The sequence below is a fragment of the Microbulbifer maximicatervae (SeqCode) genome (genome assembly GCF_052467305.1).
Genome location: NZ_CP174306.1, coordinates 3,455,808 through 3,472,202 on the forward strand (window position 1 = coordinate 3,455,808; position 16,395 = coordinate 3,472,202).

Here is a 16,395-nt window from a genome sequence, read left to right on the forward strand (position 1 = left end):
CAAAATTATTTTCCGTTTCCTACACTCTCGGAACCTAAAGGCCCTGCTGTAAGCTGCTCAATCTCAGCGCCGAAAAGAAGTACAGACCGCGCTGCTTCGATTCGTGCACGTTCAGCATCAAGTAACTCTTCCCGAGCAACAATTAAGTCAAGATAAGAACTCCGGCCACGACGATAGGCACGATCTACTTCAGCCAATGCCTCGCGAAGCTTAGGGATTACAGAATCCTGCAAACTGGAGACAGTAGCCAAGGCCAGTTCGCGACTGGTAACGGCAAGAAATAGCTGAGGATAAAGTTTTAGTAATGCCGCCTCGCGACGGAGCATAACCTCATCCAACTCAGTCATTGCTGTTAGCTCGGTACCACGATTGCGTTTTGCAGTAAAGAGTGGAACTTCGAAACCAGCTAAAGCAGTAGTTTCGTCAACAGCCCGATTCACGAGAAGACCTGCAAACCACCCGACATCAGGCTTAGAGTTGGACTGGGTGAGGCGAAGCTGTGAGGCTCTAAGACGGTCTTCGGAAGCAAAGCGCGCTATAGCTGGGTTTTCCTGTGCACGCGCATAAAGTTCGTCAAAACTAGCTCCGGGCTCAAAACGATAGAGCTCACTGGAGTCTACTCGATAATCTATACTCGGCTGTCCCCACAGAGCCGATAAGGCATGCCTGTAGTACACTAGCATGCTCTCATCCGTCTGCTTAGCGAGGTTTGCTTTTTCCAGGGCGGACTCCGCTCGTAGGCGTTCAGAAACCGGGCTAGCAGCAGCGCTGACTCTGGCGCTAACAGCGCTTAGCGTTTCACGTGCGAGTAATACCTTCTCTCCAGCCAATACGACTAATTCCTGGGCAGCAAGAACCTGAGCATAGCGACGGATAACTTCTGCCAGAAGATCTAGCGCCTTAGCTTGCTCATCCGCGATCAGTAAATTACGCTGGGCATTGACTACATCTATTCGAGCTCTACGTTTATCCCCTAGCTCAATTACGGACGATAAAGTTACCGTCAATTCAAGCTCATTGTCGGCATCATCCTCGGGATCTGGCGCATTATTGGAGCCACCATCACCAAAGTTCTTGTATTGAGCCTCACCTCCTAGGCTTAACGCAGGCCTAAGTGCTGCTGTCTCTTCAGCACCATCTAGACCTCTTCTCTGTAATGGGAATACCGCAAGCTCCGGATTCTGTGCGAGCGTCAGCTCAATCGCATCCGGTAATGTCAGTAAATCCCCCTCCTGCGCGGATACTGATTGCGCAGCTAAATACATTATCGCCACCATCAACTGGAATATGGCACGACGACGAATCACACTCTCAGTGAGCGTGCAGTAAAAATCCATGGGTATCTCCCAAGTCAGTTTTTATTCGCGCAAGGGGCCTAGTAGCTCTCCTTACTCGCGCGGTATTGGAGCAATCAGACTTGGGTTATAGGTGGGCGGAGTAGAGGCGTAAAATAACCACTGGGAACACGTGTATTGCCGAATTCTCGATAATTCACGATTCCGTTCAGAGTAGAGTGTAGTGATTGACCTACCAGAACGGTACACGTACTTCCATGGCAATGACAGCAGTGATTACATAAATCCAGAAGAAGTGAAGATTGGTCAGTCTCATCCCCACTGGAGGGGGCCTGTAAACTTAAATCAGAAAAGGAACTGTCCGGTTGAAACGGTAAATTTCCGAGCAGATCTTCATCATGATGTAGAGACAGGTGATTCGTTACCTCCTGAACTTCTTCATGGCTATCATAGAATGCACCTGCGGTCTGAAAGACCATAAGTACAATCAACAAAAATGATAGTCGAACTACATTCATAAAGGTTACAGGGAGACCAGAATCTACTGACTGCGATTTTAGCAAGTAAATCCAAATGCCTCAACTAAGCTCACTGCCTTAAAGTTATCATTAATCCTAAAGTATCTATTTGGTCACACCTTCTATCCAAGTGAGGAGTCAGCCTCTAGAAGGCTCGACTTACAGATAGTGACACTTACACTAGTAAGGGGTCTATCAGCCCCATAGTCTACGGAATTTTAGTTGGTAAGGTAGAGCTTTAGAAGGGCTATATTCTTCAATTAATCAGGATGCGAGACCATAATACTAATGTTAAAGTCATTGGATAAATTCGATTTCTTTTAGCTACCGTTAACCTTGCGTGAAAGTGGGGGGTTAACTTTGAATAAGCGACCCAAATAAAAGTCTATGCGACATTCATTTAGGAATGATTTTGATAAGAGAGCTTTCGTGAAGTCTTAGGAAGTTTATTCAATTATACGAGAGGGCAGAGTTTAAATATGCCCACATTATAACTTACCTTGGAGAACAAATGAATGAAGACACTTACTCGTGAATACTTATCAGAAACCCCTATGCTTGACTTTGAGAATAAAACCATTCAGATGTTAATTGAAAATAAGAAATGGCGTAAGCTATCTCAGTATGACGCCATTGGTGCCATCTATAAGTTTGTTCGTGATGATATTTTATTTGGTTACAATAGTGATGATCGTATTCCAGCTAGCAGGGTACTGAAAGACGGGTACGGACAATGTAACACTAAAGGAACATTGCTAATGGCTTTGCTTCGCGCTGTTGGCATTCCTACACGCATTCATGGATTTACTATTTTTAAAGACCTTCAGAAAGGTGCTATACCTAGTTATCTATTCTATATCGTACCTGAACGAATTATCCACAGCTGGGTGGAAGTATATTCAAATGATAGGTGGATCAACCTTGAAGGATATATTATCGACCGCCCATACCTGAACAAAGTCCAAGAAGGGTTTCGTAACCAATGCTCTGAGTTTAAAGGCTATGGTATTGCCACAAAATGCCTACAAAACCCACCCATTGACTGGGAGGATAAAGATACATTTATACAGAAAGAAGGTATCGCAGACGATTTCGGAGTTTATACGCAACCTGATGATTTTTATCTGCTCTATGGAAGTAATTTAACTGGCATTAAGAAATTACTATTTCGCTTCGTGATCCGTCATTTAATAAATATCAATGTTAAACGGATTCGAGCAAAGGGCTTAGGTAAATGTAATACCTTAGAATTAAGCTGATAAAGTATACCAACTCTAGCTCTAGTTTGAGATCTAAATATGTAACTTAACTGCCACTATAGGAGATATGGTGGGCATCATTTCCTTTAGATACGATATCCCTAATGAATCCCAGAAAATATAAAACAATCTTTTTAAACAAACCCAGGGTTACATAATCATATAAACTAATTTAACTTTCATATCAACAACCAATCAAAGTGGAGTATCTAAATAATATTAAATCGAGTACTCTTGATCTTCCCGCAATAAAAGATTAAGAGTCATAAAATACAATAGCCATCTATGAATAGATGACACAAATTTCTATGACATGAAAGGCAGAGGTTAAGCCTCTTATACAATCAAAATTATATTTATAATAAGTACATCACCTATTCGAATCAAACCAACGATACATTTTTTAAATAGTCAAGTAAGGAAGTATTCTCGAAATATTACGTGCATCATCCACACCGCGATGCTGCTGACCTTCAAAGACAATACCGAGAGACTGTAGAGCAGATCCAAGTCCTGAACGACGCTTCTTACCTGTCTTTTCTTGCCATACTGCTTTCAGGTTGATATGCGGTTTAGCAAAAAAATCTGGCGCGCAACCGTGCCGTGTCAGCTCTACTTTGATCTGCTTCCAATCGTATTCCCCCCAGCTAGCCCAGGCTTGATACTCATAATGAGATAACCATAGGTTAAGGAGACTCGTGCTTTCTCTAAAATCAGGCGCACTAGCCACCATGCTATTTTTGATACCTGTAAGCTCACTGCAAAACTTACTAAGTTTCGGATTAATCACTGGTCTAACAAATTGACTATGACTAGCTAAGATGTCACCATCCAAAGTAGTCAGTACAAGTCCGAATTCAATGACCTCCATTACCCCAACAGATAGTGGGCGATCATTCCAACAAGTTGCCTCAAGATCTACAATCAGCAGGCGCTTAATACCATTGAAGCAATTCTGAAAAACCATGCTAAACCCTATAGTATTTTTTAAAAATGAAAAAAATCATTAGCATACAAAAATTATAATATACATATAAACAGAGTGAAATATTGAGAATGAGCCCGACATCAATTGACGTGGCTCAATAGAGTATTGGAAATTTTTCAAGGGATATACTATATGGAAACAATAACATGTCCTTTAAGTACTTTTAATTATTAAATATTAGATTTCTTGGTATGTCAGTAGGTATTCATAAAAAATAATAGGCATTTCAAAATATATGTGTGTATATTTATGAAACTCTATAGCTCTCAGAAAAAACTTATCAGCAAGCTAGATAGAGAAACTACAATCCACACAATATTTCTATATTGACAATATGGTATAACCATGCTTAGAGCATTGCAACAGCCGGATGAATCCATCCATTCCTTTATATTAAGAGTTTTTATAAAAGCTGGGTTTCGGAATATAAATAGCTTAATAGCTGGCGGGGGTGGATGGAGAGAGTACCCTTCAATTCCGGATACAGCCAAAAAATATTTCACTTTTTATCCCGAGAAAGTACTGATTGATATTTTTGACTCTACTTACTCTATCGGAACAGAGGACACTTTTAGCAGAAATAGATTTACACATTTTAAAGGCTTCCCACAAATTCTTAACTACTCTCATGGGCAATTTACTGGAAAACGAATACCTATTAAGTTTTGTAAAAAGTGTATTGAAGAAAAACTTGCAAATCAGGGTCATGCGTTTTTCGAAAGCAAGTGGTTATATATATCATATTGCGAAAAGCATAACTGTCCGTTATGGCAAATCAAAAGAACTCCTTCAGTAAAAAACAAAATTAAAAACGTGATTTTAAGTGTTTTATCGGCTAACTGGGAGAAAGTATCCAACTCAATAAAACACTTAACTTCAGAAGTAGACAGCAATAAATATTATCTGGACCCCATAAAGAAGTGGAAACTTTATTTTTCTCCCTGTGCAAAATTAAGCTACATAAAATATTTTGTTCAGACTTTATCCTATCAGAAAGATTACATTGAAAGGTTTTCTGATAGGAGACTAGCAGAACCCACGGGCGACCTAAACCTCTTAAGAGCAAGATTAAAGAGGTATTGTCTATTGAGCTTTTATGATGTGTACAGCAAAGAATTAAAATCAAACTACAAAAACATTAAAAACTTCGAAAAAGAAGATCTTGAAATTATAAAAGTTAGACAATGGGGAATGGAGTTCCCTGTACTTAAAGATAAAAAAGAAACCTGCGCATCTTGTGCCCGATGGAATATAGATTCTTTCACTGATTGTTCAATTTCAGGCGTTATAGCTAGTTCTCGTGAAAGCGATCATTCAAGAATGGTAATTAACAGCAATAACTATATTGATTTTACAAAAAGGTGCACCATTACTTGGCTAAATATACAAAGGTATGAGTTCCGCAAGAAGTATGGTTATAAACATCCCTTAGGCCTCCCTGCACCTCTCAATGAATAAATATTTCCTCTATTTTTTAGGATACCTCCCTTTAGCCTTTAGAGGTTTAGGTAGAGCAACCTCTAGCCACTCACGATCATATAAATACAACCAATAAAAGGCTTTATTACAGTGAAACTTAATATCTTTACGAATTGCTTTAGGGTGTAATTTGTAATATTTAAGAATTTTTAGTCTATAGCGACGTCGCATTGACTCCATATGGCATCGTTTACGATAAGTTACTAGTTCAGGGTGAGTTGAGATAACTTGCTCTACTGATCCTACACCAATTTTGCAGATTGTAGCTATTCGATGCCGGTTCATCCTTGTATACCCTAGGCGAATAATTTCATCTATACAGGCCTTAGATATTTTTCGCGGCTTAAGATTCAAGGGGATATTGTGGAGCGCTGCAAGTCTTTTCAGATAAGTTCTACTTCTTCCTGTAATTTTAGAAGTTTCGTTAAGCGACCTGCTTCGTAGAAGCTCAACACATTTCCTCTCCCTCCTTTTCGTCCTCTTAGCAAATTCCTTTTTACGGGTCTTAAACTCAAACTCTACACTATTATGACCCTCTAATAATTGCTGGAAGGTAGAAAAAAGCCAGCTTGAGAAAAAAATATGCTGGAAGGGATTATGGTTTTCTCCTGGGACTAAAAGTTGAGAAATATATCTGAAGTCTTCAGACGATTTGGGGAGCGAGCTATTATAAAATGGTCGATAGTTTTGTGAAAATACATAAAAATTTTGCATTAATTTTAGACGCCTAATACGGCCACTATTCGTTACCAGGCCCATACTTTGCAATTTATAGCGATATTTTGAAGAAATATCTATTAACGGAATAGGCCATTTGATCTTTCTTAAAAGATCATATCCAAACTTACCTACTTTATATTCAACACTAGATGCTTCTTTAGCACGGCAGGTTACTGATGGTAACATCCCAAGGCTAATTCGTTGACGATTATGTAAGTCAATTCTCTCTAAGAGAACTGGATGTATACCACAAGAAGAGACTCCAGGGATTTGATGCGATCTATGCCAATAAGCAACTCCATATTGATTTATATCGCTACAGGCGCACTCTTGACACCATTTCAAGCATAGCGAAGAACCTGCACCAAATGATGGGAGCTGACTTTCCCTTATTGATCTCGCGCTATCATTACTCAACATAAATTTTATTATGTTATTTGAGTACTTAGGCAAATAAAATATATATATTGGAGCCAATGTCTGACCAAATAAAATTTCGTACGGTTCATCATCTGTAAGGGCTGAAAGTTTTTTTAGATTCGATGTCAAAAAGGGGTGTATGGAGGCCCTCTCCTCAGCAAGATATATTTTATTAAACTCTTTACCCTTTAATCCAGAAATAGTAGCAAAGCGAATAACTCGACTAAAGAAAAGTTCATCAGGAAAAGCTTTGGGCAGGAGCATATTGCCACATATGGGGTGAAACTTACTTTGAGGATAGATGCTTGATCGGATTTTTAAATAAAACTCCCATTTTTTTTAACTCAGCTTCAGGATTCTCTGAAATAGATGCTCGCCTTATCAAGTCTGGATCTTTAATAAGTTCATTTAAGTCACCAATAGATTGTAAGTAAGATAGCTTCTGATGAAACTCATGGTGCTGGGGGCGATTTAAATCTCCAGGGATAATCATAACTTCTGATGTCGAAGTATCTATAGATTTAAATGAAATTTCACTAGTTTCGACCTTAGACCTATTATTACTCTTTTCCCTTCTGATACGCCGAAATTTTTCAAGCCTATTTATCCTTGCTTCATCTACAGATTTTTTGGAGAAATTTATAGCTTTCTTTGCTGCATACTCCAGGACATATTCCGTTATAGACTCGTTATCTGAACCAATTACTAAACGCTGAGATTCCCTATAAATTCTTACAGCCAGATCCATATTACCAATAGATAGATCATATAATTTGTCACTAAGAGATTTAGTTAAAGGAGTTTTTTCCTTTGTCCATTGCAACACCCAAAGTTCTTCAATAAACATGCTCCACTCCTCATCATTCTTCATCAAGTCCATAGTAAAAGAAGCTTGACTTTCTGCACGCCTTGCTGTCTTTAGAGTTTTCCCTAATAACTTGTCAAAGGGAGGGTTTGCACACAGAAGAATGGGAACTCCCAATTCATTCATAAGATTATGAAGAAACCCCAGAAATTTATCTTCGCCTCCAGCTTTTGCCAAATTTAAATGCTGCATTTCATCTATTATTATGACACCTAAAAAGCTAGACTTTATTTTAGCTTCAATTTGCTTAACAAGTAGATCACTCGTTTTTTCTGGCTTAGTCTCTTCTCCTCCAAGCTTTCTATCAATTTCCGATAAAATCTTAAGACAAAGGGCTCTGATACTCGAATTTTCTGGGCAATCTACTTTAGCCCATACTACTTGCTTAATATATAAAGGCTCACCTTGGTATTTACGATGCTCAATAACTTCTGGAAAACAATTTAAAATCTGCTCTAGCATACAACTTTTTCCGACACCGCTTTCCCCAAGTAAAGTTATACCACTCCCGTTAGATTTGAAATAACCTGTTCTAGGAGCAACTTTAGATCGTTGGTCTATAGGGTAGTGTAAATAGTTCATGGTTGTCGGCGACAGGGGATTCTTGCTTGAATAACCTTTCTTAATCGCAATTTCAATTGCTCTAAAGCATTCTAGATATACTGGAAGAGGCTGCCTTAACTCATCGATTCTTGTAAGGTATTCAATACGCTCGAAAGCACTCAATTTTCTCTCGCTTTCAGAAAATGAAGGATAGCTACTTAATTTTTCTACCAAATCCTCATCTTTCAATTTTTTTGGTAATGCTTCGATCAAGGGGTTCCCCCGATGCTCCGGGAGTATTGCAATGTTATACTCTGCATCATTTACACCCCTCACTGGTTCCGCCTCTTCCTTTTTATTAATGAGACAGCTTCATTTTTCCTTTTTGACTCTAGGTTCTGATCATCGGGATATACTTCTGATTTCTCTTCTCTAATGGATTCACCGTGTTCAATTCGTCTATCAAGAACCGCCTCTTTTCTTCGTGTTCTCATTCCCTTTATTCGCTCAGTCTTACTCTTATCTTGTATATCTTTTTTTGTTTCACTTTTTGCTACTTGGCTAACTAATTTACGTCTATTATGTCTTTCTATAGACTTTTTACCTGGTTTATTTTTACTTTTTTCTTTCTTTTTCCAATCTTTAAAATACAATATATCAGCTTGATGTTTATCACTAAGGCTTGCAGAAAACTTCATCAAGTTGCATTTAGTGAACCCTTCGCGCTCCTTAAGGCGAACATATATGAATGAAGAGTTATCTTGATCGATACGAGCTTCCATTTTCCAGCACTTGGTAGACCGGGCAAGCACTTTCCATTCTTGAAATTCTTCCCGGTCACATTCATAGTACATATCCTCATTTAAGCGGATACCTTTACTCGTCATAGATACTTCTACCGCAGGTAGAAGTTTAGCCCTTACTTCGGACTCCTCTGATCTACTTAAAGCATGTCGATGCTTTTTTAGATGGATATTCCAATAATTAAGCGGTGTAGGGGCCAATCCATTTTGCACTAACAAGACGGATTGTGCAGCTAAGCCGTCAAATAGAGAATTATTATGCTCCATAACTTCATCAATAAGTAATTTTGTCACTTCATCTAATGTATATGTTGCATCGAGACGTGGATCACGATCACCTCGAATATAATGATGTCCTCTAGTTGTTCCTAATAATTCATGGACTAGATTTTTATTCAAAATTTCGAATCTTCGTTCCACAATGCCTTTAAGATCGGCGCGATAAGGTGGAGCTATACTCAGGTGACCGATTAATGGAACGGCTAATTTTTCAGCGCTCTTACATATAAACTCCCCTCGATCGCAAAGCAAACGCTGGGGGATATGATGGCAAGGCCATTCATGATCTTCGATTTCGATACCGAACCTAGAGCAATAACTTTTCTTATCCGTAAAGCTATTGACAAGAGCTTGACGGCCTGCACGCCAAGAAGCATATTCCATAGAAACGTGAAGCCCAACAATCATCCTGCTTTCTTTATCTACCACACAATAAACAGTAGGCCTACCTAGAACATGAGAGCGCCTAAATTCAGAGACAATATGAACATCCAGTACCGTTGAATCCAATTCAAAGCAACTTCCAGGAACTTCGGTATGATCTGTCGCAGCTCCTCTTAATCCACGCTTGTTTCTTTCAAAGTCACCCGCTGTAGTTTGCTTTCGGATTATTTCATTTTTTGGAATTAATTTTTTAATCCAATATATAAAAGTACGATATGATGGAACATTCGGCGACCTAAATTCACTCTCTGCCAGTATTAGTTCTTGTGAGTATAACTCCTTCAACATTTTTTCATAAACTTGACTAAATGGAACTCGACGCCCTTTCAAGCCATACTTCTTCATCGCGAAAATAAAATTATTCTTATCATTTTCCGTAGTGTTAACCCCTTGATATATTTCCATGCTCGGTGTAAGCATTCTTACTGGAGCTCCACGTTTAAGACATCCTGAAACCCTAACTCTTCCAGCTCCTCCTGAATTCTTGTAAGCAGGCAGGAGGGCATTTCTTTCTTGCCCACCCCTCCAATATTGATTTAATAACCTATATATTCTCTGAGCCCTTACCCCTTTACTTTTCGCCTGATTTACCAGAACTTTGCTTCTTTCTTCAGTAGAAATCTCAAGGAGAAAATCTGGATTTTCTATTAGCTCACTTATCAGCTCAATATTTCTATCACGTTTTTTAATATGAGCTTCAGGTATCAACCCCTCATCAGCTAGCTGATAGTAGGGAAGAGGACTAAAGTTTCTTTTCACAGCTCCTCCTTTAATCGCACACAAAAATCTGGAGCTATCAATCTTAATAGGCCTTCTTAAACCTCCAGATTCTTCAAGATTAAAAAGAACCAGAATATTTATATCATAAAAAAGTTCAAGAACACGATACACACCACTATCAACCCCATCAATATCAGTTACACTCCAAACACTGTTTCGTTCAACTCGCATTTTTACCTACCGATTGATGAAAGAATATTTGTTATATCTATAACTCCAGACTCTACTATCGGTTTACTTAAGTCTACCTCAACTTTCTTAATAGCGATTAAATGCTTCAAAAGTACTAAAGCTTCATCGTTCTCAACATCTAAATTTTTACAGAATCCATTGCATATATCTTCGATTAAATTGATCCCAACATGTAATGTCTCTATGGCTTGCTTTTCTATATTTTCCTTAAATCTACGTCCTTGTCTATATGCAGAGGTAAACCACTGAATATTTTTAGATTGAATAACCGATATTTCATTTATAGTATATATATGGAAATTTACCCCCAGAAGCTCCCACCAAATACGTTCAATTTCTAATTTTTCAGCTGTACGCTTTATTGATAGTTCTTGGGCTGATTTAACAGAGATAGCCTCATACCAAAAGTCGTGTTTATCTGTGCAAGTCAAAACAAAGTCTGTAGTCATGACATTGTATGATCCAGAACCAGGCACTTTTGGATGATTTATATCTAGATTCTTTGCAATCTTGATAGAAAAGTCTAAGGGGAGAAGGGGAAACTGTTCCCTTATATCGATTACTGAATCACAATTTTCAACCAGATAGAAGAGACAGCTTTCGTTTTCTGAGAGGGTATGATGCTCTCTATTAACTTTAATGCCCTGAATTTTTCCACTATTTCCCTTAGATTTAACATCCTGAACTCTCAGCCAGGGTTTGTATTCTTCTCCAGCTCCCAGCCCATACTTGTTTTTCAGAGCTCTTTGAAAATCAGTTAGCCTCTCTAACCTTCTGTGTCGCGCCAAAACTTTTCACCCCAATCTGATTTATGACTAAAGCATTAACATCTTAGGTCTGTAAGATTTATTAATCCGATATCTATAGTATACATACTGAGGTCATATTTAAGTGGTTGTGTTCATCCTTATTCAAACATTATGAAATTTAGCAAATCTTACAAATTCGTAGGACCGCTATGCCTAAACCGTAGAGTGTTTCTACCTATTATAAATCTGATTTTTTTATGTTATATGATTTAAGGATTGTCTTGATAATTTCTTATAAAAAGAAAATATCTCATAAAATTTTCAGCCAAAGTAAATCTACTATGAGTCATAGAAATAGGCTCTATGGCTCATTTAATGGGTATTTTGTGAGTCATAGAAATAGGCTCTATGACTCATTTAATGAGTATTTTATGAGCCATATAAAGCCTTACACAACTTCTGAGCTTGGCTTAAAATACGGATGGCCTTAAAAGGTGGCATTCAAGTCAACAGTTTGCACTTAAAATCTATATATAAGATTTGGTTTGTTATCGATTTTGAACTAGTAACGAAGGATATATTGTTATATTCATCCTCATTTATTCCAGCTGCATAGGCTGCACGACTACCTCTCCCGCTGAGTACACTCGCAGATGTGGCAATATTCAAACTTTATAATTAGTGTTCAAACTTTATTATTCAGTGTTCAAACTTTTTCTACAGTGTTCAAACTTTATTGTACCGGCACACCATTAAGCCACCTCTCCTGCAGCATGACCTGAAGCCCAAGCCCATTGGAAATTGAACCCGCCGAGCCAGCCGGTTACGTCGAGAACCTCGCCAATAAAATAAAGCCCCTGCCGGGTTTTACATTCCATAGTACGGGAAGAGACTTGTGCAGTATCGACTCCACCTAATGTTACCTCAGCAGTGCGATAACCCTCAGTGCCCGCCGGTACCAATTTCCAGCTTTGTAACTTTTCCCCAGCTTGCTGTAATTCCCCCTCCCCAAACTGTTTTAGGGGGCGGCTGGTAATTTGCGCTCGCTGCAGGAAAAACTGTACTAACTTTTTGCTCCAAACCTCAGCCAAAACGCTGTGCAAGTGGCTATCCGGGCTCTGATGCCGGCGCAGCGGTAACCACTCTGCCAGATTTTTCTCTGGAGCCAAGTCAAATATTACCGTTTGACCTTCTCGCCAGTGGCTGGAAACTTGCAAAACCGCTGGCCCACTCAGCCCCCTGTGAGTGAACAGCATCTGCTCCTGGAAACTACCTTCAGCGCAAGAAGCGGTCACTGATAGAGAGGTGCCGGGCAGGGTACCCTGACGCTCTAATTGCCGTTTATGCTGGGTGAATGGCACTAGCGCTGCTCGAGTTGGGACTACATCAAGCCCAAACTGCTTAGCGATCTCATATCCAAACCCGCTCGCCCCCATGGTGGGAATAGAAAGGCCTCCAGTAGCCACGACCAAGGATTCACAGGTAACCGTTCCCATACTGGTTTCGACCTTATACCCCTGCCCCAGAGCTTGAATTTGAGTAATGCTACAGCGCGTGCGGATCTGTGCCTTGGCCGCACGGCATTCCGCCAGTAACAAGTCGACAATATCCCTTGATTTATTGTCGCAAAAGAGCTGACCGAGAGTTTTCTCGTGATAGGCAACCCCGTGCTTTTCCACCAATGCAATAAAGTCCCACTGGCTATAGCGAGCCAAGGCGGACTTACAGAAATGGGGGTTGTTACTGTAGAAGTTCTCTGCACTGGTGTAGAGATTGGTAAAGTTGCAGCGGCCACCACCAGACATCAGGATTTTCTTTCCGACTTTGTTGGCGTGGTCCAGGACCAACACGTTGCGCCCGCGCTGACCCGCTGTAGCCGCGCACATTAGTCCAGCTGCCCCAGCGCCAATGACTAATACATCGACGCTTTCTGGTAGCTGGCTAGTAGAAACCTCTGTCATAGGTAGGAAATAGTACTGCAGTAAGACCGGTGATCAGGTGCGAGGCAGGGTAACGCCGCGCTGACCCTGGTATTTGCCGCCACGATCGGCATAGGACACATCACAAACTTCATCGGATTCGAAGAACAGCATCTGTGCCACACCCTCGTTGGCATAGATCTTTGCGGGCAAGTTAGTGGTGTTGGAGAACTCCAAAGTCACATGACCTTCCCACTCCGGCTCCAGTGGGGTCACATTGACGATAATACCGCAACGGGCATAAGTGGATTTACCCAGGCAAACCGTCAATACAGAGCGCGGGATACGGAAATACTCCACTGTACGCGCCAGGGCAAAGGAGTTTGGCGGAATAATGCAGTGGTCGCCTTCAACATCCACAAAGCTGTTTTCATCGAAGGTCTTGGGGTCAACTGTCGCTGAGTGAACATTGGTGAAAATCTTAAATTCACGAGCACAGCGAACATCGTAGCCATAGCTGGAGGTGCCATAGGAGATGAGTCGATCGCCATTATCGTTATGACGCACCTGACCGGCCTCAAAAGGCTCAATCATACCGTGCTGCTCTGCCATGCGGCGAATCCACTTGTCGGACTTGATACTCACTCCGTCCCCCCTGAATAGAATAATTAGTGCTCAATTAAAGAGGCGGAATCATAGCCGGTTTAGGCTGTGCAAAAAAGTGCCTATCCAATGAATTCTCACTTGTTGCCACTGGATAGATACTGTATAAATTAACAGTATCACTGTATACACATACAGATTAAGACGAAGACAGTGGCCAGATCGGACTAAAATTCAGTGGTGGAATCGTGGGCAGCGCAGAAAACTTCATAGAAAACAATCAGTTAGAAAGCCAGGCAAAACACCAGAAACTGGCACAGTTACTCACCAGAGCCGACATCTGGCAAGCAGCGAATGAACCCCGACGACAGCGAAACGGCATCGCCAGTGGTTATCCAAGCCTCGATGCCCTCCTAGCGAACCACGGCTGGCCAAGAGGGGCCACTACTGAGCTACTCATGGACCAGATGGGTATCGGTGAACTCACCTTAATACTACCGGCCCTGGCAGGCCTCACTCAGAGGGGGCAAATGGTCATACTGATCAATCCACCCCATATCCCCTATGCGCCCTCATTGGCCAACAGTGGTATCCGCCTTGAGAACCTGCTGATCCTGCACCCCCGAGGCCCCAAGGATACTCTCTGGGCGATCGAGCAGTCCCTACAGTCCGGAAGCTGTGGTGCCTTACTCAGCTGGCAGGGGCGGCAATCCCTGAACCATAAAGATCTTCGTCGCCTGCAGCTCGCTGCCCGCAATGGGGACTGTCTGCACTTCCACTTTCGCCCTCAGTGTGAAACAGCAAACCCCTCACCCGCGAGCTTACGCCTACAGCTCACACCCAGGGAAGGAGAGCTGGTGCTAAGGCTTTTAAAACAATTGGGTGGAAACTCTGGCCAAAACCTCTATTTGGCAAGAGCAGCAAAACTGGTGCGACGGGACCAACCTATGCACTGAACGGTTTCAAGGGGTAGCTCCATGCTATGGCTTTGTATTCAATTCCCCAGGCTTCCGTTAGAAGTTCTGACCCGCGCTCAGCAACAAGGAGAAGAGGCTCTACCCCAAGTTGTGGTTGAAAAACAGTTGGTGATTGATAGAAACCCAGCGGCATCCCAATGCGGCGTTGAGACCGGACTCAGTATTGCCACTGCGTCTGCTCTCTGTGCAGATTTACAGCTGCTACAACGCGATTCCCAGCGGGAACAACAAGAGTTACAGCAACTGGCCCAGTGGGCATACAGCTTTACACCACTTGTATCACCTCAGTCCGCAGGGCCTATGAGCAATGGTGAGAGCACTCCCGCCCACCTCTACCTGGAGCTGAGCGGCTGCCTAAAGGCCAGCGGTGGCTTCAAGGCATTGATACAGCAGCTGAGCGATGAGCTTGAGCAGATGGGAATCCACAGCCTGATGGGCCTCGGCCACAGCCCCAGTGCAGCTCATATGCTAAGCCAACTGACCGAACACCGGCACTGGCTTGCGCAATCAGATTCTCCGCCCAGCCCTCAGCAGTGGAGACAGTGGATTAGCTTTGCCCCATCCAAGCTCCTTAGTTGCGACAACAAAACTATTTCCAAGCTCTACGCATGTGGTATCAAGCGAGTAAGCCAGCTGCTCGCTATTCCACTCTCTGAGGTAGGCTCTCGTTTTGGTCGCCCATTTGTGGACTACCTGGCACGCCTGAACGGAACTCGCCAAGATCCAGTCTGTAGTTATCAGCCCCCTGCACAATTCCGCAGCGAGTTATTTTTCCCCAGCCCCTTGGATAATAGCGAACAACTGCTATTTCCTATCGGTCGCCTACTAAGGGAATTATGCTCCCAGTTGCAGCGACGCCAGCTCTACACACAACAGTTAAATTGGCATATGGATTTCGGCCAAAATAAATCTCAGGAAATAACCGTAGAACTCTCCACTCCGCAGTTGGATCCTCAACGCCTAATAGCACTAACCAAGCTGCAAATGGAAAGAGTAACTCTTGATCATCCAGTGCAGTCCATTAGCTTAAATTGCAAGCATTTAATCCCCTTGGAGCAGGGATCACTGGATGAAGATTTATTTGCTGAAGGCAGCCAACATAAACGCAATCAACAGCTATTAGACAAATTAAAAGCCCGCCTCGGTCATCAAGCACTCTCGGGAATTGCCCTAAAAGAAAGCTACCTACCAGAGCAGGCCTGGCAAAATACAGATACCCTGATAATTAAAAGTAACGCTAAGGGACAGCAAATTAAGCCCATCCAAGCACCGCGCCCCAACTGGCTATTAGCTCATCCAACCAAACTGGAAAGTAGCGAACACAAATTATTTTATCAGGGAGAGCTACACCTATTACAGGGGCCAGAGCGAATTGATGGCTATTGGTGGCAGCACGGGCGTCACGGGCGGGATTACTATATCGCAAAAAATAAAAGAGATGAGTTCTACTGGGTCTTTCAGGATCTTACAACCGAAGAGTGGTTTTTACATGGCGTTTATAGCTAAACCCCCTTCTTAATACTGATCTTCACCAAAATCCCAACCCCATCACAACCAACAGA

12 protein-coding genes are annotated in these 16,395 nt (G+C 41.7%); 4 read left to right on the top strand and 8 right to left on the bottom strand.

Annotated features, from left to right (window positions below; all coding sequences use genetic code 11):
• Positions 1–5 precede the first annotated feature (5 nt).
• The gene (locus ACJJI4_RS15090) at positions 6–1,337 is read right to left on the bottom strand and encodes a TolC family protein (protein ID WP_444901107.1); all 1,332 of its coding nucleotides are present in this window, start codon (positions 1,335–1,337) and stop codon (positions 6–8) included.
• Between the two features lie 991 nt (positions 1,338–2,328).
• On the opposite strand from ACJJI4_RS15090, the gene ACJJI4_RS15095 reads away from it, so the two are divergent.
• The gene (locus tag ACJJI4_RS15095; RefSeq protein ID WP_152454492.1) at positions 2,329–3,072 is read left to right on the top strand and encodes a transglutaminase-like domain-containing protein; all 744 of its coding nucleotides are present in this window, start codon (positions 2,329–2,331) and stop codon (positions 3,070–3,072) included.
• A 403-nt stretch (positions 3,073–3,475) separates the two neighbouring features.
• Here the strand turns inward: ACJJI4_RS15095 and ACJJI4_RS15100 are convergent, their stop codons facing one another.
• Entirely contained in the window at positions 3,476–4,039 is a 564-nt protein-coding gene (locus tag ACJJI4_RS15100; protein WP_444901106.1) for a 3'-5' exonuclease, read from the bottom strand.
• 366 nt (positions 4,040–4,405) lie between these two features.
• Between ACJJI4_RS15100 and ACJJI4_RS15105 the strand changes: the two genes are divergently transcribed.
• The gene (locus ACJJI4_RS15105; RefSeq protein ID WP_444901105.1) at positions 4,406–5,518 is read left to right on the top strand and encodes a hypothetical protein; all 1,113 of its coding nucleotides are present in this window, start codon (positions 4,406–4,408) and stop codon (positions 5,516–5,518) included.
• A 9-nt stretch (positions 5,519–5,527) separates the two neighbouring features.
• Here ACJJI4_RS15105 and ACJJI4_RS15110 read toward each other — a convergent pair whose 3' ends face one another.
• The 6 genes from ACJJI4_RS15110 to dcd all read right to left on the bottom strand — a co-directional run bounded on the left by ACJJI4_RS15110 (position 5,528) and on the right by dcd (position 13,898).
• Complete coding sequence (locus tag ACJJI4_RS15110; protein ID WP_444901104.1) at positions 5,528–6,943, bottom strand: TnsD family Tn7-like transposition protein; 1,416 nt, start codon at positions 6,941–6,943, stop codon at positions 5,528–5,530.
• Positions 6,944–6,965: 22 nt separating this feature from the next.
• A complete protein-coding gene (locus ACJJI4_RS15115; RefSeq protein WP_444901103.1) occupies positions 6,966–8,360 on the bottom strand; it encodes an ATP-binding protein in 1,395 nt (464 codons plus the stop codon).
• Between the two features lie 59 nt (positions 8,361–8,419).
• Positions 8,420–10,564 (bottom strand): TnsB C-terminal domain-containing protein, encoded by a 2,145-nt coding sequence (locus ACJJI4_RS15120; protein WP_444901102.1) that lies wholly within the window; start codon positions 10,562–10,564, stop codon positions 8,420–8,422.
• A gap of 2 nt (positions 10,565–10,566) precedes the next feature.
• Positions 10,567–11,373 carry a TnsA endonuclease N-terminal domain-containing protein gene (locus tag ACJJI4_RS15125; protein ID WP_444901101.1) on the bottom strand — a complete coding sequence of 269 codons (807 nt, stop codon included), beginning with the start codon at positions 11,371–11,373 and terminating at the stop codon, positions 10,567–10,569.
• A gap of 713 nt (positions 11,374–12,086) precedes the next feature.
• Entirely contained in the window at positions 12,087–13,295 is a 1,209-nt protein-coding gene (locus ACJJI4_RS15130; protein WP_444925675.1) for a BaiN/RdsA family NAD(P)/FAD-dependent oxidoreductase, read from the bottom strand.
• A gap of 33 nt (positions 13,296–13,328) precedes the next feature.
• Positions 13,329–13,898, bottom strand: coding sequence for a dCTP deaminase (gene dcd, locus ACJJI4_RS15135; protein WP_282933840.1), 570 nt, complete (start codon positions 13,896–13,898; stop codon positions 13,329–13,331).
• 206 nt (positions 13,899–14,104) lie between these two features.
• Between dcd and imuA the strand changes: the two genes are divergently transcribed.
• Together imuA and ACJJI4_RS15145 are read left to right on the top strand one after the other, a co-directional pair.
• Positions 14,105–14,812 carry a translesion DNA synthesis-associated protein ImuA gene (gene imuA, locus ACJJI4_RS15140; protein ID WP_444925676.1) on the top strand — a complete coding sequence of 236 codons (708 nt, stop codon included), beginning with the start codon at positions 14,105–14,107 and terminating at the stop codon, positions 14,810–14,812.
• A gap of 21 nt (positions 14,813–14,833) precedes the next feature.
• Entirely contained in the window at positions 14,834–16,339 is a 1,506-nt protein-coding gene (locus tag ACJJI4_RS15145; RefSeq protein ID WP_444925677.1) for a Y-family DNA polymerase, read from the top strand.
• Positions 16,340–16,395 lie beyond the last annotated feature (56 nt).